Below are 21099 nucleotides of genomic sequence, written 5' to 3' on the forward strand. Positions count from 1 at the left end.
GGCGGGTCGGTGGAGGTGTGCATGCGGATTCTCTTGGTGGAGGACGAGTCCCGGCTGGCCGAGACCGTCCGACGCGGACTTGCCGCGGAGGGATTCGTCGTCGACATCGCCCGGGACGGCTTCGACGGACTGGAGCTCGCGTCCACCGGCGAGTTCGACGTGGTCGTGCTCGACATCATGCTGCCCGGGAAGCACGGCTACCAGGTGCTGCGCGAGCTGCGTGAGCGTGAGGTGTGGACGCCGGTGTTGATGCTCTCGGCGAAGGACGGCGAGTACGACCAGGCCGACGCGTTCGACCTCGGTGCCGACGACTACCTGACCAAGCCGTTCTCGTTCGTCGTGCTGCTGGCGCGGCTGCGCGCTCTGATGCGCCGGGGCGCGCCGCAGCGGCCCGCCGTCCTCTCCGCGGGAGAGTTGACGCTGGACCCGGCGCGCCGTCGGGTGGCGCGTGGCGAGGTGCCGATCGCGCTGACACCTCGCGAGTACGGGGTGCTCGAATACCTGTTGCGCAACAAGGGAAATGTGGTCACCAAGGCCGAGATCCTGCGTGCTGTGTGGGACAGTCACTACGAGGGTGACGACAACGTCGTGGAGGTCTACGTCGGCTACATCCGGCGCAAGATCGACGCCCCGTTCGGCACCGCGACCATCGACACCGTCCGCGGGGTCGGCTATCGGCTCGTCGAGGAGGGCTGATCGTCGGGGCCGCCCGAATCGGGTAGCGCCAGCGGCAGGGTCACCGTGAACACCGCGCCACCGTCGTCGGACTCGCCGACCGTCACCGTGCCGTGGTGCGAACGAACGATCTGCTCGACGATCGCGAGCCCGAGCCCCGTGCCGCCCGAGGACCGGGTCCGGGTCGGGTCCAGCCGGACGAACCGCTCGAACACCCGCTCCCGGTCGGCCGGGTCGATGCCGGGACCGTCGTCCGACACCGTGACCACCGCGTCGCCGGCGATGCCGTGGCAGTCCAGGGTCACCGTGGAGCGAGCGTATCGGGCCGCGTTGTCGACGAGATTGCGGACCACCCGGTGCAGCGCGGCCCGGTCGCCGGTCACCCGACAGGGCGCGATCCGCGAAACCGTTCGCAGCGAACCGATTCCGCGCAGCCGCACCTCCTCGCCGTACAGCAGGTCGTCGAGGTCGACGTCGACGCGCTGGAACTCGAGACCCTCCTCGTCGGAACGGGCCAGCAGCAGCAGGTCCTCCACCAGGTGCTGCATCCGCCGGGTCTCCGGCAACAGCGACTCGTCGATCAGCGGCGCGTCCACCAGGTCCGGCCTGCCCTGAGCGAGTTCGAGCGCGGCCGAGATGGTGGTCAGCGGGCTGCGCAGTTCGTGCGAGGCGTCGCTGACGAATCGCTGTTGGGCGAGCTGGCCCGCCTCGATCCGGGCCAGCATCGCGTTCATCGTCGTGGCCAACTGCGCGATCTCGTCGTGGGACGGCGGTACCGGGACCCTTCGCCCGAGGTCCGGGCCGGAGATGGAGGCGACCCGTGTGCGAATCGCCTCCACCGGCCGGAGTGCGGCCCCGACCAGGCTGTACGTGCCGAACACGACCAGCGCGATGACCACCGGAGAGCCCAGCAGCAGGAGCCCGCCGACCTTCTCCGCGACCGACTCGACCGGTTCGCGGTCCGCGCCGACGAGGACGGTGGCGGGGACGCCGACGGACGTCGTGCCGAGCCCGGACATCCAGTAGTCGAACGCACCGTCCGGGCCCTTCACCCGGCCCAGGTCACGGGCCTCGCCGGGGGACAGCGCGCCCGGCACCAGCGCGATGTCCGGGGCGCCGTTCGAGCCGGCGAGGACCCGGCCCTGCCCGTCGACGACCTGGACCGCGCCGATCTGGCTGTCCGTGGCGAGCAGCGACTGGTCCAGTCGGTCGGGTGATTCGCCGTGGAGCTGTCCGGCGATCTGGGTGGCGCGGGCGGCCGCGGCGTCCTGGGCCGAGTGCTCGAGCGAGCGGAACAGCACAAGCAGCAGCACCGCACCCGCGATCGCCAGGCAGATCGTCACCACCACCGCCGCCGCGACCGCGGACCTGGTGCGCACGCTCCACCGCGACGGGTGCAACCAGCCGAGGGACATGTCGTACAGAGTGCCAGGTCGCACGCTCTCAGCGCTTTCACAGCGGGGCGCTGGGATCCTCCCAGTCATGTCTGTCGTCGGAGAGCCCGCGTGTCGGCGGTCGGGGAGCGCGTTTCAGGTCGACCACCCGGGCACACTGGCGACATGGTGATGCACCGCCGGCAGTTCATCACGATGATCGCGGCCGGGGCCGCTGCCGCCCTGTCCGGATGCTCGACCGCAGGCAGCGCAACGGCTGCCGGTGAGGCGCCGCCCGCGCCGCCGGCCCCGCCGCCCGCACCGACCACGCCGCCGCTGGCCCCGCCACCCGCCGCGGCGCTGCGCACCACCCTGTCGCCCGGCACGATCACCGCGTTGCCGGGTCAGGGGACGTCCCTGGCCCTGACGGTCGACGACGGGACCAACTCGGACGTGGTGGCGGCGTACGTCAAGTTCGCGAAGGACACCGGCGCCAGGTTCACGTTCTTCGTCACCGCCGTCTACGACTCCTGGACGGTGAATCGGAAAGAGCTTCGGCCACTTGTCGACTCGGGTCAGATCCAGCTGGCCAACCACACCTGGGACCACCCGGACCTCACCAAGCTGTCGAGTGCGGGCGTCGCGAGCCAGCTGCAACGCACCCGCGACTTCCTGAAGAACCAGTACGGCGTCGACGGCGCCCCGTTCTTCCGGCCGCCGTACGGATTTCACAACACGACGGTCGACCGCGTCGCCGCCGACCTCGGCTACACGGTTCCGACGCTCTGGTACGGCTCGCTGTCGGATTCCCAGGTGATCACCGAGGACTACCTGCTCGAGTGCGCCCGCAAGTACTTCAACCCGCAGACCATCGTGATCGGGCACGCGAACCATCCGCCGGTCACGCACGTGTACCCGCAGTTGGTCGACATCGTCAAGCAGCGTGGGCTGTCGATGGTCACCCTCGACGACGTCCTGGTGCGTCCGCGGTAGCGCACCGGCGCGCCCGTCGTGGGTGCGGCAAGATGGGTGCGGTGCAGGACACCCGCCACGCCAAGCCCGAACTGATCGCCAGCGACGTCGACGGCACGCTGATCGACGACGACGAGCGGGTCAGCCCCCGCACCCGAGCCGCGGTGCACGCCGCGCTCGACGACGGCGTGCCCTTCGTGCTCGCCACCGGCCGGCCCCCGCGCTGGATAAGCCCGGTCGTCGACGGCCTCGGCTTCGCGCCGCTCGCGGTGTGCGCGAACGGCGCGGTTCTCTACGACAGCGACGCCGACCGGGTACTCGGCGCGGTGACGCTGTCCACCGAGACCCTCGCCTGGGTGGCCGAACTGGCCGAGGCGGCGCTGCCGGGCAGCGGCCTCGCCGCTGAGCGGGTCGGGAACAGCGCGCACGACGCCGCGACGCCGCAGTTCGTGAGCTCGCCGGGCTACGAACACGCCTGGCTGAACCCGGACAACACCGAGACCTCGGACGAGGAGGTGCTCGCGCACCCGGCGGTCAAGATGCTGATCCGGCTCCCCGGCATCGCCAGCTCGCACATGATCTCCCGGCTCGCCCCCCTGGTCGGCGATCGCGTCGACCTCACCTACTCCACCAACAACGGACTCATCGAGGTCGCGGCGCCCGGCGTCACGAAGGCCTCCGGGCTGCGCGCGCTCGCCGAACGGATCGGCATCGCCGACGCTGGCATCCTCGCTTTCGGTGACATGCCCAACGACGTGCCGATGCTCTCGATGGCCCGGCACGGCGTCGCGGTGGCGAACGCGCACCGCGACGCGATCGCCGCCGCGGACGAGGTCACCACCTCGAACTCCGCGGACGGCGTCGCTCGCATTCTCGAGCGCTGGTGGACCGTCTGATCGAGGGGTAGGTCCCGTCGCGGCCGATTCGAGTAGTCGACTACGCGTGGCGGTGACGCGGATGGGGGCGATGCTCGGTAGCGGGACGAACGGTGCGCCCGTTCGAGGTTTACGCACCCGACCACTGCATCGGAAGGCGATCGACATGACCATCACGACGCTTCCACATCCGCCGCACCGGCTGCCGGTGGTCGGTGATCTGCTCTCCGCGGATCCGAGTCGGCCGCTGCAGAACCTGCACGAACTTGCGCGTCGGCTCGGCCCGGTCTTCGAGACGAGGATCTTCAACCAGTCCGCGGTCATCGTCTCGGGACTGCAGGAGTACGCAGAGATCGGCGACGAGAAGAGGTTCGGCAAGCACATCGGCTTCGCGTTCACGGTCGCCCGGGAGGTCCTCGGCGACGGCCTGGTGACCGCGTACTCCGGCGAGCCCAACTGGGCGAAGGCGCACAACATCCTGATGCCTGCCTTCTCGCTGTCGGCGATGAAGGACTATCACGAGATCATCCTCGAGACCGCCCGGGAACTCATCGGGTACTGGGACACCGCCGCCGAGCGGGGGCCGGTCGACGTGCACGCCGACACCAGCAAGTTGACGCTCGAGACCATCGCCCGCATCGGCTTCGGTCACAGGTTCCGGCCGTTCGACGCGGATGAGCCTGACCCCTACGCCGCTGCTGTGTCACGGACGTTCGCCTACGTCAGCCACGGGGCCTTCCGCGTGCCCGTGCACTGGATCGACAGCATCGTCCGTCGCCGGGCGATCAAGCAGAACGAGCTGGACGTCGCCTACGTGCGCCGGGTGGTCGACGATGTGATCGCGGCACGCCGCCTCGACCCCGACCCGCCGACCGACGACCTGCTCGCGCTGATGCTCACCGCCGTCGATCCCGAGTCCGGCGAGCGACTCGACGACGAGAACATCCGCAACCAGGTGATCACGTTCCTCAACGCGGGCCACGAAACCACCTCGGGCACACTCTCGTTCGCGCTGCACCTGCTCGCCACGAATCCCCAGGTGGCTGATCGAGCCCGCGACGAGATCTACTCGCTGTGGCCGCGAGGGTCCGACCCGGACCCGGTGTTCGCCGACATCCACCGGCTCAAGTACGTGCGCCGGGTCATCGACGAGACGCTCCGGCTGTGGCCGATCGCTCCCGGGTATCTCCGGGAACCCAAGCAGGACACCACCGTCGGCGGTCACCCGGTGGCCGAGGGTCAGGCGATACTGGCGCTCACCTTCGCCGTGCACCGCGACCCGGTGTGGGGCGGGGACCCCGAGACCTTCGACCCCGACCGCTTCCTGCCCGAGCGGGCGCGCACCCGGCCGCCCGGCATCTACAAGCCGTTCGGCACCGGGGTGCGGGCGTGCATCGGGCGACAGCTCGCCCTGCACGAGTCCGTGCTCGCGTTGGCGCTGGTCCTGCACCGCTACGACCTCGAACCCGTACCCGGCTACGAGCTCGAGGTGGCCGAGGAATTCACGCTCAAGCCCGCGGGGTTGCGGCTCGGGCTGCGTCGGCTGGCCGGCTGAGGGGTCCGGCACGAACACCGGCGGCGTCCGCCGCTCGAATGGAGCGGCGGACGCCGTCGACTTGTTCCGGTGCCGATCAGCCCGCCGGCGCGGGTGCCGGGGCGGGTTCCGCCGGCGCCGGAACGGGTTCCGCCGGTGCCGATGCCGCAGGTGCGGCGGCGTCGGCCGGCGGCAACGCGTTCGCGTACGCCTCGTTGTAGGCCTTGAGGACGGTGGTGACCACGCCGGTGACCTCGTTGAAGATCAGCGAGCCGTTCTCGAAGTCGGCGCGCTTGCCACCGGGCACCGAGTACTCGTCGCTGGTCGGCAGCCCGAGCGAACCGGTGTCGAGACCGTTCTGACGCCAGCTGTCGAAGATCTTGCCCAGCACCGTCCACACCCCGCCGTTCGGGGAGGTCGCGATCACGCCGTTGACGAACTTGACCAGTTTGAAGCCCGACTTCACCGGGATCTCACCGGTCTGCGACGCCCCGAGCCTGCCGGTGTCGCCACCCTCCGCGATCCACTTCTGCGCGATCGGGGTCTGGTCGGTGAGCTTGAGCAGCTCGCCCACCAGGGCGCCGAGCGAACTCACCGAGCCGGTGTCCGGTGCCACCGCCGGCTGGCCGGGAGCATTCCCCACGACCGGCGACTTCTCGGGTGCGATCGCCAGGATCCCACCTCCGCCACCGGGATTCGCCTTGGCGATGGCGCGGATCTGGTCCATCTTCGCGTAGGCCGCGTCACCGGGGCAGCTGGTGTTGCCGACGTCGCGGTGCGCGAAAATGATGGGCAGGTCGACGGCCTCGCCCTGCGCGTACGGGGTGAACTCGGTGCCCTCGGACCACATGGTGGTCCGGCCGGTGGGGTCGAGGCCGGCCTTGGCCAGGCGCCAGCCGAGGTACCTGCCGACCGCGTCGACGGTCACCTGCGGCGGGCTGACGGTGGTGAAGTCGCCCATCATCGCGATGCCCATGGTGTTCTCGTTGAACCCACCGGCATGCGCGCCCTGGACGTTCCGGTCCAGCCCGCCCGAGCGGCCCTCGAAGATCTGCCCGTACTTGTCGACGAGCACGTTGTATCCGATGTCGCACCAGCCGAGGGTCTGGGCGTGGTACGCGTAGATGGATCGGACGATCTCGGCGGACTCGGCCTTCGTGTAGTCGTTGCTGCCCGCCGTGTGGTGCACGGTCGCACCGCCGAGCGAGTCGTCGTAGGTCGGGTCCTCGCAGCGCAGCGACTCGTCGGCGCCCCACTGCGCGCGGGTGATCACCTTCGGTCCGGAACCGCCTGCCGGAGAGGCGATATCGGTCAACGACGTGTCCGCGGCCCCGGACCCCGGCTGGATCAGCACGGCGGTGACGGCGTCGGCCAGTTGCTGGGCGGGCCCCTGGGCGCGGAGCGGGGTGCTCACCGCGGCGGGCGCGAAGGGGATCGGCGCCTTCGCGGGATCGGCGGGGGTCAGCACGTTCGGCAGTGCGGGCGCCGGGACGGGGTCGACCGCGCCGGTGGCGGGCAGTCCGGCGACGGCCTGCGCGGCCTTGGTCACGAGGATCTGGACGGCGTTGGTGTTGCCGACGAAAACCGGTTCGGTGCCGGTCTTTCCGCCGGTCGTGCGGTCGTTCTTACGGGAGTCGACCTGCTCGGTGGCGAACCAGGGACCCCAGGATCCGTCGGCCAGCTTGGCGCGCACCTTGGCCGCGGTCGCGCCGGCCTCGGAGGTCAGCGCGATCATGCTGAACGGAGTGTCGCGGGTGATCTCCTTGACCGCGGTGCCGACCTGCTCCTCGATGCTCCCGGCGGGCGCCTGCGGCGCGGGAGGAAGAGGTGCGGCAACGTCCGTCGGGGCCGGGGCAGACGTGGGCGGGGACGGTAGTGCATCGAGCGGCAGCACGATCTTGTCCGGCAGCGTGATGCCGCCGGGCAGCGGGAGATTCTGGGGCAGCGGAATCTCGCTGGGGAGTGGCAGCTTCTTCAGGTCGGAGAGTCGAACGTCCGGCAGATCCAGCCCGGTGAGTTCCTTGAGCGGGATCACGATGTCGGGGAGCTTCGCCAGCGCGATCTCCGCGATCTGGGTGGGCACCGCGGACGGCGCGGAACTGGTGGTGGATCGGACACCCGAGGTGCTGGTCACGCCCCAGACCGCAACCGGAGTCGCGATGGCCAAGGCGGCGACCGTCCCCAGGACGATCGACGGCTTCGGTCGGCGATACGGCAAGTCGACTCCTCGTTGTGTTGTGCGCTCGGTTGCACCGCAAACGCGTCGTCTGGGACGACGCGACCGCGGACGGTGTTACTGATGTGAGTGAAGTGATTGATGTTGCTAACACCGATCACTCTTGCAACACTAACCACAGTTCACCTAAGGCTCAACCTTAGCTTGAGACTCGACCGTTCTGCCCGTACTCACCACAGTGTGACGGTCCCGTGACCGGGCGTACGGCTCCGTCGACAAGGAGACCTGACATGGCGCAGTTCCGCCGAAAGAAATTCATCCCCGGTGTTGCCGTGCGCGATCGTCGGCGCCCGCTGACGGTCCGCGCCCTCGCGCTGGCGGCGACACCCGTGCTGCTGGTGGGCGGCGTCGCGGGACTGGTCCTCGCGAAGGGGTCGGCGTCCCCCGTGGTGGCCCCGGCGGTCGCTGCCGACACTCCCTTCACGCTGTCCGGGCACGGCCACGGTCACGGTCGTGGCATGGGTCAGTGGGGTGCATACGGTTACGCGCGCGGACAGGGCTGGTCCGCCGAGCGCATCGTCGGGCACTACTACGGCGGAACCACGCTGGAAACGCAGGCGGACAAGCGAATCGGAGTGCGGCTGCTAGGTCTCGACGGCAAGGCCCCCGCGGTGTACTCCGATGCCGGCGCCCGCATCGCCGGGCGAGAGATCGCCCCGGGTGACGCCGTTCATCTGACCGCGACCCCCGGCGGAGCGAACGTCGTCGTCACCACGGGTTGTGACGGCGCGGTGGTGTGGCAGGGCGAAACCGAGCACCCGTGGGTGGACCCGATCGACCTCGGCACCGACCGTCCGGCCAACGAGCATCTGAAGCTGTGCGGCGGCAACGCATTCCGCGGTTCGATCGGTGCCGCGCTCGAGGGGTCGATGCCGCGGGTGGTCAACTTCGTCGACATGGAGGACTACCTCCTCGGTGTGGTGCCGGCGGAGTCCAAGGCGGAGTGGGCGGACTCCGGCGGAAAGGAGGCGCTGCGCGCGCAGGCGATCGCCGCCCGGTCCTACGCCTCCGCGGAGAAGCGGTACGGCTACGCCGAGACCTGCGATACCCAGGACTGCCAGGTGTACAGCGGGACGAGCAAGGAGGATCTCCGGACCACCGAGGCCGTGCGGACGACCGCGGGCAAGGTTCTCGTCAGCGGGGGACAACCGGTGTCGGCCGAGTTCTCCGCTTCCACAGGCGGATACACCGCCGGTGGGGTGTTCTCGGCGGTCGAGGACCTCGGCGACGCCCTCTCGCCGACGCACGACTGGTCGCAGACGCTGACCGCAGGCGACATCGCCGGCGCGTTCGGGGTGGGCGAACTGCGGTCGGTCAGGGTCACCTCGCGCAACAATCTCGGCGCGGACGGCGGTCGGGTGACCGGGCTCGAGGTGGTCGGATCCAACGGAACCGTGCAGGCCACCGGCAACGACGCGCGGGTCAAGCTCGGCATCAAGTCGGACTGGTTCACCATCGCCGAGGGGCTCGGTGCGCCCGCCCCCGTCGCCCCGCCCGCGGCACCGCCGGCGCCGGGTGTGGCTCCCGAGGTTCCTCCGGCGCCGGTTCCGCCGAGTGAGATCGAGAAGAAGTACGCCGAATTCGGTGGCCCCACAGGTGTTCTCGGCGCACCGCTCGGCCCGGAGATGTCCATGCCCGACGAGGCCGGGCGGTTCCGGATGTTCGAGCACGGCGCGATCGTGTGGACGTCGGCCACCGGTGCTCAGGTCATCGATGCCAGTGTGCTCACGGCCAAGCTGCCCGACAGCGGCAGCGCGGGCTGACGACCGAGTTCGGGAAGCCTGAGCCCCGGAAACCGGGGCTCAGGCTTCCCGAACGGGGCGGCCGAATCCGGCCGTTGACAACTTCGGCGATCTGTCTCACGCTCGATACATGACGACGACGATGTCCGGCCGAGCGGCCTTCGTGCCGCGCTCCGCCGAGACCTGGCGCGACCCGTGGGGCATGTACGCGGACCTGCGCGACCACGACCCCGCGCACCACGTGGTTCCCGAGGGCGATCCGGCCGCCGACTACTGGGTGCTCACCCGGCACGCCGATGTGTTCGCCGCGGCCCGTGACCACGAGACCTTCTCCTCCGCCGGCGGTCTGACCACCACGTACGGCGAACTCGAGAAGATCGGGCTGCAGGACAACCCGCCGCTGGTGATGCTGGACCCGCCGAAGCACACCGACTTTCGCAAGCTCGTCGCCCGGGGCTTCACGCCGCGACAGGTCGAGGCCGTCGAGCCGGCGGTCCGCGAGTTCGTGGTCGAGCGCATCGAGCGGTTGCGCGCGGCCGGCGGCGGCGACATCGTGACCGAACTGTTCAAGCCGCTGCCCAGCATGGTCGTCGCGCACTACCTGGGCGTGCCGGACGAGGACCGCGGCCAGTTCGACGGCTGGACCGACGCCATCGTCGCGGCCAACGCCAACGGCGATCCGCTCGAGGCGGCCAATGCGGTCGGCGAGCTGATGGGGTACTTCGGCGGCCTGATCGAGCGTCGCCGCACCGAGGCGGCCGCGGGCAACGCGGGTGACGACACCATCTCGCACCTGGTTGCGGCGGGCATGGGCGCGGACGGCGACTTCGCCGGGATCCTGTCCATCCTCGGCTTCGCCTTCACCATGGTCACCGGCGGCAACGACACCACCACCGGCATGCTCGGCGGGTCGTCGGCGCTGCTCACCGAGCGGCCCGACCAGCGTGCGCTGCTGCTCGAGGATCCGGCCCGGATCGCCGACGCCGTCGACGAACTGCTGCGGCTGACCTCGCCGGTGCAGGGTCTTGCGCGCACCACGACCCGCGATGTCAGCCTGCACGGCGTCACGATCCCCGCCGGCCGAAAGACGCTGCTGGTCTACGGCTCCGCCAACCGCGACCCGAGGTTCTTCGGCGACGACGCGGGAGAGCTGAACGTGTTGCGCGCACCGCGTCAGATCATGACCTTCAGTCACGGCAGCCACCACTGCCTCGGCGCGGCGGCCGCACGGATGCAGGCGCGCGTCGCGCTCGAGGAGCTGCTGGCCCGCTGCCCAGACTTCACCGTGGACGTCGACGGCATCGAGTACGCGGCGGGCAACTACGTCCGCAGGCCCACCCACGTGCCGTTCTCGGTGACCGGGCTGTGAGCACCGCGGCCGCGTCCTGGCTGCGGGACGCGCGCACCGAGATCGCCGCCGAGAAGATCCTGGACGCGGCCGCGGAGCTCTTCGTCGAGCGCGGTGTCGCGACAACCGGCATGGCCGAGGTCGCGAAGGCCGCGGGGTGTTCACGCGCCACGCTGTACCGCTACTTCGACAGCAGGCGCGCGCTGCACCTGGCCTTCGTGCACCGCGAGGCTCGGCGGCTCGGGGAGCGGGTGGTCGGCACGGTCGCCGGAATCGAGGACCCGCGGCAGCGGATCACCACCGCGATACTGGCATCGGTGCACGAGGTGCGCGCGACGCCGACCCTGGCGGCCTGGTTCGGGCTCGGCGATGCGGGTATCGCCTCCGAGCTCGCGAGCACCTCGGAGGTCATCGAGGTGCTCGGCGCGACGTTCCTCGCCTCGGTGCCGGGTATTCAGGACCGCGAAATTTCCAGTCGCGCACGGTGGTTGGTGCGGGTGATCGTGTCGCTGCTCACCGTGCCCGGTGCCGACGAGGCGGACGAGCGGGCCATGGTCGAGCAGTTCGTGGTGCCGGTGCTCCTGGCGCCCAGCTGAGATCGCCGCCGCGCGACCGTCGCGGCCACCTCGAAGGGATTGTGCGACCCGGGTCACATCTGTAACCTCTCCCGACAGAATGTGAGACGGCAAGGTCTCACTTTGACCGGTGGGGGACATCGATGCGGACAATGCGACGACGACGGCTGACACAGGTGGGCGGCGCGGTGGCCGCGGTCGTCCTGTCGGTCACGACGGGGGTGGGGTCGGCGGTCGCCGCGCCGGTGGACCGGTCCGACGTCGCGGTGCAGCCCGCGCTGCCGTTCCCGGTGCCCCCGAGCCCGCCGGAGCTCGATCCCGCGTTCTACGCGCCCCCACCGGACGCCTACCGGTCCCTGCAGCCGGGCGAGATCATCGCGGCGCGTGCGGTGAACGTCGCAAACTTCGGTGCGATCCCGGTGAACGTCGACGCCTGGCAGCTGTCCTACCGATCGACCAACACGCGCGGCGAGCCCGTCGCGGCGGTCACGACGGTGCTCGAGCCGCGCGGCCAGGCCCGCGGCGGCGGCAAGCTCCTGTCGTTCCAGATCGCGGAGGACGCCACCGCCCAGTACTGCGCACCCTCGTACGCCATGCAGTTGGCCTCGGTGCCGACCGTCGTCACCGGATCGCAGATCGTCTCCGCCGAGTTCCTCGAGGTACAGACCGCGTTGGCGCAGGGATGGGCGGTCTCGGTGCCCGACTACCAGGGCCCGAACTCCGCGTACGCCGCCGGCCCGCTCGGTGGCCGGCTCACCCTGGACGGCATTCGGGCCGCCCAGCGGTTCGCGCCGCTGGACCTGCCGGGGGCGCAGACCCGCGTCGGCATGTGGGGCTACTCGGGCGGCGCGACCGCCACCGGGCACGCCGCCGAACTGCAGCCGTCGTACGCGCCCGAGCTGAACGTCGTGGGCGTCGCGGCGGGCGGGGTGCCAGCCGACCTGAGCGTGGTGCTGAACAACGCCAACAACGCAGCGCCCTCCGGTCTGGTGCTCGGTGCCGTGATCGGTCTCGGCCGGGAGTACCCCGAGTTCCAGCAGTTCCTCGACCAGAAGATGAACCCACTGGGCCGCGCGCTGGTCACGGCGAAGAATCCGCTGTGTGTCGCCTACCAGGCCGCGCTGGTGCCGTTCGTGAACAACAAGGGCCTGCTCGACGTGCCCGGTGATCCCCTCGACGAGCCGGCGGTGCGCTCGGTGATCGACCGGACCCGGATGGGCCAGACCGTGCCGACGGCGCCGCTGTTCCTCTACCAGTCCAATCCCGACTGGATCATCCCGGTCGGGCAGGTGAACACCCTCGTCGACACCTACTGCAAGGACCCGTCGGCGCGGGTGACGTACACCCGCGACCACGCCAGCGAGCACCTCTCGCTCGGGGCGATCGGGGCGCCGAGCGCGCTGCTCTGGCTGAAGGACCGGATGGACGGGGTGCCCGCAGAACCGGGTTGCTCCACGCGCGACGTCGGGTCGATGGCCCTCGACCAGTCGACCTGGCCGACCTTCACCGCCGCGGTCGGTGAGGTGCTGGCCGGCCTGTTCGGCAAGGCGATCGGCGCGCAGGGCTGAACGGTCGAGCACGCCAACCGGTCAGCGGGCGGTGGGCCGCTCGCTGACCAGCGCCACCAGGATGGTGCTCAGGACCTCCACGAGATCGGTGACCGGTGGCCGCGGGTCGATGATGCTCCACTGGTGGACCAGCCCGTTCACGGCACCGATGAAGGCCGTTGCCGACATCTCGTATCCGCCGGGTGGGTGCACGTCGGCGCCGACCAGCTGTCCCAGCAGACTCTCGAACACCACGCCCCACTGCGCGCGCTGGGCGAGGCGGTGCCGCTCCACCTCTTCACTGACGCCGACGATCTCGACGAACGCGATCTTCGCGCGGCGGGCGTCGGTCCCGATCGAGGTCACGTAGGCGGTCATCACCGTGGATGCGGTCTGCCACAGGTCGGTCGAGGCCGCGGACTCGAACGCGGCCGTGATCGCGGCGCCCGCGTCCCGCTGGATGTCGTCGTACAGCGCGACGAGGACCTCTTGACGACCGGCGAACTCCTCGTAGAACTGTCTGCGCGAGAGGCCGGCCTCCGCGCAGATGTCGCTGATGGTGCTGTTGGCGTAGGACTTGGTCGCGAAGACGGTCAGGGCCGCATCGAGAAACCGCAGGCGTCGATCGGCCCGCCGGTCCGCGACCGACCGGCCGCCGTAGTTCCGGGTCGATTCCGGCGTTGACACGGGCCCGAGCCTACCGCCGGGTCGCACCGGGCTCGATCGGGCTCGAATCAGCCGGCGACGCCGCCGAAGAGCTGACCGATGGCATACGTCACGACCATCGCCAGCGCACCGCCGAGCACCACCCGGAGCACCGCCCGGCCCCGGTCCGACCCGCCCAGGCGCGCACTGATGCTGCCGGTCAGCGCCAGCGCGATCAGCACGGCGACGAAGGTGACCGGGATCCGGACTGTCGCGGGCGTGACCAGGATCGCGACCAGCGGCAGCAGGGCGCCGATGGTGAACGAGACCGCCGACGACCCGGCCGCCTGCCACGGGTTGGTGAGCTCGTTCGGGTCGATGCCCAGCTCCGCGTCGGCATGCGCGGCGAACGCGTCGTGCTCGGTCAGTTCCTTCGCGACCGTCATCGCGGTCGCGGGGGAGAGGCCCTTGGCCTCGTACAGTCCGGCCAGCTCGGCCAGTTCCGCCGCGGGCGTCTCGGCCAGCTCGGTGCGTTCCTTCGCCAGCAGGGAGCGTTCGGTGTCGCGCTGGGTGCTCACCGACACGTACTCGCCCAGCGCCATCGACACCGCGCCCGCCGCGAGCCCCGCCACCCCCGCGGTGAAGATGGGACCGCGTTCGGTGGTCGCGGCCGCGACGCCGACCACCAGTCCGGCGGTGGACACGATGCCGTCGTTGGCGCCGAGCACCCCCGCGCGCAGCCAGTTGAGCTTCGCGTTCAGGCCCTGACCGTGTGGTTCGCCGGGGTGTCCCGTGGGCTCGACCTTTGCTCGTTCGTGGATCGGCCGCTTCTGGGATTCCATGGCCGAACGGTAACGCTCGCGCGCGATGCCGACCAGCAATGCAAGGCTGCCCGAAGTGTCGGATCCGCTGGACGCACGAGCGGCGAAGCCACCCCCTTCCGATACCCTGGTTGCCCGTGACCTCCGTAACCCCAGGCTCCGCGACCCCCGGCCAGTACGACCTGATCATCGTCGGTTCCGGTTTCTTCGGACTGACCATTGCCGAGCGGGCCGCGACCCAGCTGGGCAAGAGGGTGCTGGTGCTGGACCGGCGCCACCACATCGGCGGCAACGCCTACTCCGAGGCCGAGCCCGAGACCGGCATCGAGGTGCACCAGTACGGCGCGCACCTGTTCCACACCTCGAACAAGCGGGTCTGGGACTACGTCACCCAGTTCACCGAGTTCACCAGCTACCAGCACCGCGTCTTCGCGATGCACAAGGGACAGGCCTACCAGTTCCCGCTGGGCCTGGGCCTGGTCTCGCAGTTCTTCGGGCGCTACTTCAGCCCCGAGGAGGCGCGGGCGCTCATCGCCGAGCAGGCCGCCGAATTCGACGTCAAGGACGCCGCGAACCTCGAGGAGAAGGGGATCTCGCTGATCGGCCGCCCCCTGTACGAGGCGTTCGTGCGTGACTACACCGCCAAGCAGTGGCAGACCGACCCGAAGAACCTGCCCGCGGGCAACATCACCCGCCTGCCGGTGCGCTACACCTTCGACAACCGCTACTTCAACGACACCTACGAGGGTCTGCCGGTCGACGGCTACACCGCGTGGCTCGAGAACATGGCCAAGGACGACCTCATCGAGGTCCGGCTGAACACCGACTGGTTCGACGTGCGTGACGAGCTGCGCGCCGCCAGCCCCGACGCGCCGGTCGTCTACACGGGCCCGCTGGACCGCTACTTCGACTACGCCGACGGCGAATTGGGTTGGCGCACCCTCGACTTCGAGACCGAGGTGCTGCCGACCGGTGACTTCCAGGGCACCCCGGTGATGAACTACAACGATGCGGACGTCCCGTACACCCGCATCCACGAGTTCCGGCACTTCCACCCCGAGCGCGAGTACCCGGCCGACAAGACGGTGATCATGCGCGAGTTCTCGCGGTTCGCCGAGTCCGAGGACGAGCCGTACTACCCGATCAACACCCCGGAGGACCGCACCAAGCTCGACGCCTACCGGGCCCGCGCCAAGCAGGAGACCGCCGAGCGCAAGGTGCTCTTCGGTGGCCGCCTGGGCACCTACCAGTACCTCGACATGCACATGGCCATCGCCAGTGCCCTGAGCATGTTCGACAACACGCTCCGCCCGCACCTCGAGGCCGGCACGCCGCTGGGTAACGGGAACGAAGGCAACGGGGCCGGCGCGTGACCCCCCGGCACCTGATCGAACAGGACACCCTGTTCGACGAGGTCGAGTTGCGCGGCAAGGCGCTGCTGCAGCGGGTGATCCTGCCCCGGCCCGGTGAGCCGCTGGACGTGCGCACCCTCTACCTGGAGGAGTCCGGGACCAACGCCCGGCGCGCGCACTCCACCTCGCGCACCTCGCTGGCGATCGGTAGCGAGTCCGAGGTGTCGTTCTGCACCTACTTCAACGCGTTCCCGGCCAGCTACTGGCGCCGCTGGAGCGTGCTGACCTCGGTGGTGCTGCGCCTGGAACTGTCCGGGCACGGCCGCGTCGACGTGTACCGCTCGAAGGCCGACTCCTCGCGAATTCACGTGCAGGGCAAGGAGTTCGAGGACGGAGATGCAGCCATCGAGCTCGAGGTGGAGCTGGCCCCGTTCGAGGACGGCGGCTGGATCTGGTTCGACGTCACGTCCGACACCAACGTGGTACTCGAGTCCGCCGGCTGGTTCGCGCCGGTCGAGGCGCCCGGTGCGGGCCGGGTCGCGCTCGGCATCCCGACCTTCAACCGTCCCACCGACTGCGTCAAGGCGCTGACCGCGCTCGGCTCGGACCCGTTGGTGCTCGGCGCGATCGACGCCGTCATCATTCCCGATCAGGGCACCCGCAAGGTTCGCGACGAGCCCGGCTTCGCCGAGGCCGCCGCGATGCTCGGCGACCGGCTGGCGATCCACGACCAGGCGAACCTCGGCGGCTCCGGCGGCTACAGCCGGGTCATGTACGAGGCGCTGAAGACCACCAACTGTGAACACATCCTGTTCATGGACGACGACATCGAGATCGAGCCGGACTCGATCCTCCGCGCGCTGGCGATGTCCCGGTTCGCGAAGTCCCCCATGCTGGTCGGCGGGCAGATGCTGAACCTGCAGGAGCGCAGCCACCTGCACACCATGGGCGAGGCGATCAACCGCGGCGTCTTCATGTGGTCCGCCGCCCCGAACGTCGAGTACGACCACGACTTCTCGAAGCACCCGCTCAGCGACCGGGAGAACTCGAGGCTGCTGCACCGGCGCATCGACGTCGACTTCAACGGCTGGTGGATGTGCATGATCCCGCGGCAGGTCGCGGAGGAGATCGGGCAGCCGCTGCCGCTGTTCATCAAGTGGGACGACGTCGAGTACGGCCTGCGCGCCAAGGCCGCCGGCTACCCGACGGTGACCATGCCGGGTGCCGCGATCTGGCACATGGCCTGGTCCGACAAGGACGACGCCATCGACTGGCAGGCCTACTTCCACCTGCGCAACCGCCTGGTGGTCGCGGCGCTGTACATGCCGGGCAACGGTCGCGGCCTGGTGCTCGACACCGTCAAGGCGACGATCAAGCACCTGCTGTGCCTCGAGTACTCGACCGTCGCGATCCAGAACCAGGCCATCGCGGACTTCCTCGCCGGCCCGGAGCACATCGCCGCGCAGCTGCCGACCGCGCTCGGCCAGGTGCACGCGATGCGCAAGGAGTACCCGGACGCCGTCGTGCTGCCGTCCTCGACCAGCCTGCCGCTGCCCTCGGGCGCGGAGGTCGGCGCCGTCGGCGAGCCGCACGGTCCACTCGCGAAGGTCGTCCGCCTCGCCAAGGGGCTGGTGCACAACGTCAAGCCCGCGCACGAGGAGCATCACGAGCGCCCGCAGCTGAACGTGCCGACCCTCGACGCCCGCTGGTTCCTGCTCTCGCAGGTCGACGGCGTCACCGTCACCACCGCGGACGGTCGCGGCGTGGTCTACCGCAAGCGCGACCCGCGGCAGGCGCTGGCACTGCTCAAGGAGGCCCTCCGGCTGCGCCGCGAGCTGGCCACCCGGTTCCCGGAGCTCAAGGGCGAGTACGCCGCCGCGGTGCCGTCACTGACCAGCAAGGAGAGGTGGGAGAGTGTCTTCGAGTACAAGGCCTGACGGGATCGCATTGGTGACCGGTCCCGCCGAATCTGCGGCCGAGGTGAAGATCCTCAACCTGGTTCAGGCGACCGTCGGTGCGCGGCCGGGCGTGGTCGCGGCCGCCCGCGGTATGTCCCATTTCGGCGAGCACGCGCTCGGCTGGGTCGCGATCGCGGGCCTCGGCGCCGCGCTGGACCGCCCCCGGCGGCGGCAGTGGGCGGGCGTCGCGGTCGGCGCGGTCGGCGCGCACGCGGCGTCGATCGTGATCAAGCGCGTCGTGCGGCGTCCGCGTCCCAACGACCCCTCGGTGGCGGTGAACGTCTCGACCCCGAGCAAGCTGAGCTTCCCGTCCTCGCACGCGACGTCCACCACCGCTGCCGCCGTACTGCTCGGCCGGCTCACCGGGCTACCCTTGCCCGCGGTGCTGGTGCCCCCGATGCTGCTCTCGCGGCTCGTGCTCGGGGTGCACTACCCGACCGATGTGCTTGCCGGATCCGCACTGGGCGCAGTCTCGGCCGCAGTGGTGCTGCGGGCCGAACAGAAATATGGAGTGAAATGAGCGAGCACCCGTCCGAGGTCACCGGTCCGCCGAAGTCGCTGGCCGCCGGGATCGTCAAGGCCCTCCGGCCCCGGCAGTGGGTGAAGAACGTCCTCGTGCTCGCCGCTCCGCTCGCCGCGGGCTCGGTGACCGAGGCCGACGTGCTGCTGCCGGTCGCGCTGGCCTTCGTGGTGTTCTGCATGGCCGCGTCCGGCATCTACCTGGTCAACGACGCGATGGACGTCGAGGCGGACCGTGCGCACCCCACCAAGCGATTCCGGCCGATCGCGGCCGGCGTCCTGCCGGTGGGACTGGCCTATGCGATGGCGGTGGTGCTGCTCGCGGGCTCGATCGGGCTCTCGTTCGTCGCCAACTGGCAGCTCGCGGTCGTGATGGCGGTCTACATCGCCATCCAGCTCGCCTACTGCTTCGGACTCAAGCACCAGGCCGTGCTGGACATCTGCATCGTGTCCTCGGGCTTCCTGCTCCGTGCGATCGCCGGTGGCGTGGCCGCGGAGATCCCGCTCTCGCAGTGGTTCCTGCTGATCATGGCGTTCGGTTCGCTGTTCATGGCGGCCGGCAAGCGCTACGCGGAGCTACAGCTGGCCGAGCGGACCGGCGCCAAGATCCGGAAGTCGCTCGAGTACTACACCGCGACCTACCTGCGGTTCGTGTGGACGCTGTCCGCGACGGCCGTGGTGATCTGCTACGGACTGTGGGCGTTCGAGCAGGACCGGGCGCATGCCAGCAACTGGTTCGCCATCTCGATGATTCCGTTCACCATCGCGATCCTGCGGTACGCGGTGGACGTCGACGGCGGCGAGGCGGGGGAGCCGGAAGAGATCGCACTGGGGGACCGTGTACTCCAACTCCTCGCGATCGCCTGGATCGGAGTGGTGGGTGTCGCTGTCTACATCGCCTGACGCGATCCGCACGACGACCCCGGGTCCGGCCGGGGCGAACAACCGTGAGACGGTGTCCGCCTCGACCGCGCGCTGGGTGTACGTCGCCGGTGTGGTGCTGACCGCTGCTCTGTTCGTCTGGGGCGGCTGGCAGCGCCGGTGGATCGCCGACGACGGTCTGATCGTGCTTCGCACGGTCCGCAACCTGCTCGCGGGCAACGGCCCGGTGTTCAACGCGGGCGAGCGGGTCGAGGCGAACACCAGCACCCTGTGGACCTACCTGGTCTACGCGTTCGGCTGGCTCACCCACATTCGGCTCGAGTACGTCGTGCTCACCCTCGCGCTGGCGCTCTCCGGCGGCGCGATCGCGCTCGCGATGGTCGGCACCGGTTCGCTGTGGCGTCGCACCGGCGGAACGGCAGGCACGCTGCTGCTGCCCGCGGGCGCGCTGGCCTACATCGCGGTGCCCCCGGCCCGTGACTTCGCCACGTCCGGGCTCGAGAGCTGTCTGGTCATCTTCTGGATCGCCCTGGTGTGGGTGCTGCTGGTGCGCTGGGCGCAACGCGAGCCGACCACCACCGCGGTGCTGACCCTCGCGTTCGTCGCGGGCCTCGGGCCGTTGGTCCGACCCGAGATGGTCATCCTGTCCGGCCTGGCGCTCCTCCTGATCTTCCTGGCCCCCGGCAGCTGGAAGCTGCGCGTCGCGATCGTGGCGGTCGCGGGCGCGGTCCCGGTGCTCTACCAGATCTGGCGGATGGGCTACTACGGACTGCCCTACCCCAACACCGCGGTGTCGAAGGACGCGGGCGGCGCCAAGTGGGGGCAGGGCTTCACCTACCTGTGGAATCTCGTCGGGCCGTACTGGCTGTGGCTGCCGCTGCTCCTGCTCGGCGGGTACGCCGGGTGGATGCTGCTGCGCCACCTCCGGGGGAGCGGCGCTCAGCGCACCCACGGCAACTGGCAGTCCCGGCTGCACAGTCCGGCCGCTGTGGTCGCGGTGGTCCTGGTCACCGCGTTGCTGCTCGGCGTCTACTCGGTGCGGGTCGGCGGCGACTTCATGCACGGCCGGGTGCTCCTGCCGGTCCTGTTCTGTTTCATCCTGCCGATCGCGGTGCTGCCGGTCCGGCTGCCGCAGCGAGGGCAGTGGGGCCGCACCCCCGCCACCGGACTGTTCGCCGTCGGCGCGGCCGCCTGGCTGGTCACGGTGGTCTGGGCGATCGTCGCGTCCACCGCCCAGGGCATGCCGAACGGCACGGTGGTCGGCAAGTCGGGCATCGTCGACGAGCGCGCCTTCTACGTGCTCAACACCGGCCACGCGCATCCGATCCGGGCCGAGGACTACCTCGACTACCCGCGGATGCGAGCGATGGTGGAGACGATCGCCAACACGCCCGATGGCGGTCTGTTGCTGCCCGCGGCCTACTACACCTACTGGGACCTCGTCCCGCCGCCTGCGCCGATCCCCGAAGGCGGCGCCGGCCACACCGTGTACTTCCTCAACCTCGGCATGACGAGCATGAACGTCGGGCTCGACGTGAAGGTGATCGACCAGATGGGGTTGGCGTACCCGCTCGCCGCGCACACGGCGCGTCTGGACGACGGTCGGATCGGGCACGACAAGGCCCTCTACCCGGACTGGGTGGTCGCGGACACCGGGATGGTGGACCAGCATCCGTGGCTGCCCTGGTACCTGGACGAGAACTGGGTCGCGCAGGCTCAGGTCGCGTTGACCTGTCCGGACACCCAGGAGCTGCTGGCGTCCTCGCGCGGCGAGCTGACTCGACCGCTATTCATCCGCAACCTCAAGCGCGCGTTCCACTACGCCGAGTACCGCATCGACCGGGTTCCTGCCTATGAAATCGAGCGCTGCGGGCTCACGCCACCGCCGGAAAGGCCCAAGTAGGACAGGCTTCCTGGGATGAATATCTCATTTGTGTAACGCTCGTTGTCTGCTAGTCGATGGATAGGGTGTGCTCGCCTCGGTACCGAGCCTCGAATCGTGAAGATCGGGGGCCGAGGCACCGGTTGTCAGACCCTTCGCCGTG

Annotated in this window: 17 protein-coding genes; 13 read left to right on the forward strand and 4 right to left on the reverse strand. The window is 70.0% G+C overall.

The window, feature by feature from the left end; translation table 11 throughout:
* Positions 1 to 21 precede the first annotated feature (21 nt).
* On the forward strand, positions 22 to 696 hold the full coding sequence (locus tag ACFVH2_RS01585) for a response regulator transcription factor (RefSeq protein WP_378420882.1): 675 nt from the start codon (positions 22 to 24) through the stop codon (positions 694 to 696).
* Here the strand turns inward: ACFVH2_RS01585 and ACFVH2_RS01590 are convergent.
* Positions 672 to 2090: an ATP-binding protein gene (locus ACFVH2_RS01590; protein ID WP_378420884.1), complete on the reverse strand. Its 1419-nt coding sequence runs from the start codon at positions 2088 to 2090 to the stop codon at positions 672 to 674. The genes ACFVH2_RS01585 and ACFVH2_RS01590 overlap by 25 nt on opposite strands.
* A gap of 150 nt (positions 2091 to 2240) precedes the next feature.
* Here ACFVH2_RS01590 and ACFVH2_RS01595 point away from each other — a divergent pair, with 150 nt between their 5' ends.
* The 3 genes from ACFVH2_RS01595 (at position 2241) to ACFVH2_RS01605 (ending at position 5450) form a co-directional block, all read left to right on the forward strand.
* Entirely contained in the window at positions 2241 to 3041 is an 801-nt protein-coding gene (locus tag ACFVH2_RS01595; protein ID WP_378421383.1) for a polysaccharide deacetylase family protein, read from the forward strand.
* A 32-nt stretch (positions 3042 to 3073) separates the two neighbouring features.
* Positions 3074 to 3916 carry an HAD family hydrolase gene (locus ACFVH2_RS01600; protein ID WP_378420886.1) on the forward strand — a complete coding sequence of 281 codons (843 nt, stop codon included), beginning with the start codon at positions 3074 to 3076 and terminating at the stop codon, positions 3914 to 3916.
* 145 nt (positions 3917 to 4061) lie between these two features.
* Positions 4062 to 5450 (forward strand): cytochrome P450, encoded by a 1389-nt coding sequence (locus ACFVH2_RS01605; RefSeq protein ID WP_378420888.1) that lies wholly within the window; start codon positions 4062 to 4064, stop codon positions 5448 to 5450.
* 76 nt (positions 5451 to 5526) lie between these two features.
* On the opposite strand, the gene ACFVH2_RS01610 is transcribed toward ACFVH2_RS01605, so the two are convergent.
* Positions 5527 to 7647, reverse strand: coding sequence for an N-acetylmuramoyl-L-alanine amidase (locus ACFVH2_RS01610; protein WP_378420890.1), 2121 nt, complete (start codon positions 7645 to 7647; stop codon positions 5527 to 5529).
* A gap of 248 nt (positions 7648 to 7895) precedes the next feature.
* On the opposite strand from ACFVH2_RS01610, the gene ACFVH2_RS01615 reads away from it, so the two are divergent.
* From ACFVH2_RS01615 to ACFVH2_RS01630, 4 genes are all read left to right on the forward strand, one after another.
* Positions 7896 to 9428 carry a SpoIID/LytB domain-containing protein gene (locus ACFVH2_RS01615; protein WP_378420892.1) on the forward strand — a complete coding sequence of 511 codons (1533 nt, stop codon included), beginning with the start codon at positions 7896 to 7898 and terminating at the stop codon, positions 9426 to 9428.
* Positions 9429 to 9537: 109 nt separating this feature from the next.
* Positions 9538 to 10776 (forward strand): cytochrome P450, encoded by a 1239-nt coding sequence (locus ACFVH2_RS01620; protein WP_378420894.1) that lies wholly within the window; start codon positions 9538 to 9540, stop codon positions 10774 to 10776.
* Positions 10773 to 11351 (forward strand): TetR/AcrR family transcriptional regulator, encoded by a 579-nt coding sequence (locus ACFVH2_RS01625; RefSeq protein WP_378420896.1) that lies wholly within the window; start codon positions 10773 to 10775, stop codon positions 11349 to 11351. The genes ACFVH2_RS01620 and ACFVH2_RS01625 overlap by 4 nt, the downstream gene beginning before the upstream one ends.
* Before the next feature lie 131 nt (positions 11352 to 11482).
* Positions 11483 to 12898 (forward strand): lipase family protein, encoded by a 1416-nt coding sequence (locus ACFVH2_RS01630; protein ID WP_378420899.1) that lies wholly within the window; start codon positions 11483 to 11485, stop codon positions 12896 to 12898.
* Positions 12899 to 12919: 21 nt separating this feature from the next.
* Here ACFVH2_RS01630 and ACFVH2_RS01635 read toward each other — a convergent pair whose 3' ends face one another.
* A complete protein-coding gene (locus ACFVH2_RS01635) occupies positions 12920 to 13564 on the reverse strand; it encodes a TetR/AcrR family transcriptional regulator (protein WP_378420901.1) in 645 nt (214 codons plus the stop codon).
* Between the two features lie 47 nt (positions 13565 to 13611).
* Positions 13612 to 14364 carry a VIT family protein gene (locus tag ACFVH2_RS01640; RefSeq protein WP_378420903.1) on the reverse strand — a complete coding sequence of 251 codons (753 nt, stop codon included), beginning with the start codon at positions 14362 to 14364 and terminating at the stop codon, positions 13612 to 13614.
* A 116-nt stretch (positions 14365 to 14480) separates the two neighbouring features.
* On the opposite strand from ACFVH2_RS01640, the gene glf reads away from it, so the two are divergent.
* The 5 genes from glf to zomB are packed head-to-tail and all read left to right on the forward strand — an operon-like array spanning position 14481 to position 20957.
* Entirely contained in the window at positions 14481 to 15716 is a 1236-nt protein-coding gene (glf, locus tag ACFVH2_RS01645; protein WP_378420905.1) for a UDP-galactopyranose mutase, read from the forward strand.
* On the forward strand, positions 15713 to 17632 hold the full coding sequence (locus ACFVH2_RS01650; protein WP_378420908.1) for a glycosyltransferase: 1920 nt from the start codon (positions 15713 to 15715) through the stop codon (positions 17630 to 17632). The genes glf and ACFVH2_RS01650 overlap by 4 nt, the downstream gene beginning before the upstream one ends.
* Before the next feature lie 13 nt (positions 17633 to 17645).
* Entirely contained in the window at positions 17646 to 18173 is a 528-nt protein-coding gene (locus tag ACFVH2_RS01655; RefSeq protein ID WP_378420910.1) for a phosphatase PAP2 family protein, read from the forward strand.
* A complete protein-coding gene (locus tag ACFVH2_RS01660) occupies positions 18170 to 19075 on the forward strand; it encodes a decaprenyl-phosphate phosphoribosyltransferase (protein WP_378420912.1) in 906 nt (301 codons plus the stop codon). Before ACFVH2_RS01655 ends, ACFVH2_RS01660 begins: the two co-directional genes overlap by 4 nt.
* Positions 19053 to 20957, forward strand: a complete 1905-nt coding sequence (gene zomB, locus ACFVH2_RS01665; protein ID WP_378420914.1) for a flagellar motor control protein ZomB — start codon at positions 19053 to 19055, stop codon at positions 20955 to 20957. The genes ACFVH2_RS01660 and zomB overlap by 23 nt, the downstream gene beginning before the upstream one ends.
* Positions 20958 to 21099: the final 142 nt, after the last annotated feature.

This window comes from Rhodococcus sp. NPDC127527 (assembly GCF_042672245.1).
GTDB lineage: Bacteria > Actinomycetota > Actinomycetes > Mycobacteriales > Mycobacteriaceae > Rhodococcus_G.

Bases quoted from the DNA above. Each gene is read 5' to 3' on its own strand.
- ACFVH2_RS01585 (WP_378420882.1), top strand. From the start codon at position 22: ATGCGGATTCTCTTGGTGGAGGACGAGTCCCGGCTGGCCGAGACCGTC.
- ACFVH2_RS01590 (WP_378420884.1), bottom strand. From the start codon at position 2,090: ATGTCCCTCGGCTGGTTGCACCCGTCGCGGTGGAGCGTGCGCACCAGG.
- ACFVH2_RS01595 (WP_378421383.1), top strand. From the start codon at position 2,241: ATGCACCGCCGGCAGTTCATCACGATGATCGCGGCCGGGGCCGCTGCC.
- ACFVH2_RS01600 (WP_378420886.1), top strand. From the start codon at position 3,074: ATGGGTGCGGTGCAGGACACCCGCCACGCCAAGCCCGAACTGATCGCC.
- ACFVH2_RS01605 (WP_378420888.1), top strand. From the start codon at position 4,062: ATGACCATCACGACGCTTCCACATCCGCCGCACCGGCTGCCGGTGGTC.
- ACFVH2_RS01615 (WP_378420892.1), top strand. From the start codon at position 7,896: ATGGCGCAGTTCCGCCGAAAGAAATTCATCCCCGGTGTTGCCGTGCGC.
- ACFVH2_RS01620 (WP_378420894.1), top strand. From the start codon at position 9,538: ATGACGACGACGATGTCCGGCCGAGCGGCCTTCGTGCCGCGCTCCGCC.
- ACFVH2_RS01630 (WP_378420899.1), top strand. From the start codon at position 11,483: ATGCGACGACGACGGCTGACACAGGTGGGCGGCGCGGTGGCCGCGGTC.
- ACFVH2_RS01640 (WP_378420903.1), bottom strand. From the start codon at position 14,364: ATGGAATCCCAGAAGCGGCCGATCCACGAACGAGCAAAGGTCGAGCCC.
- ACFVH2_RS01660 (WP_378420912.1), top strand. From the start codon at position 18,170: ATGAGCGAGCACCCGTCCGAGGTCACCGGTCCGCCGAAGTCGCTGGCC.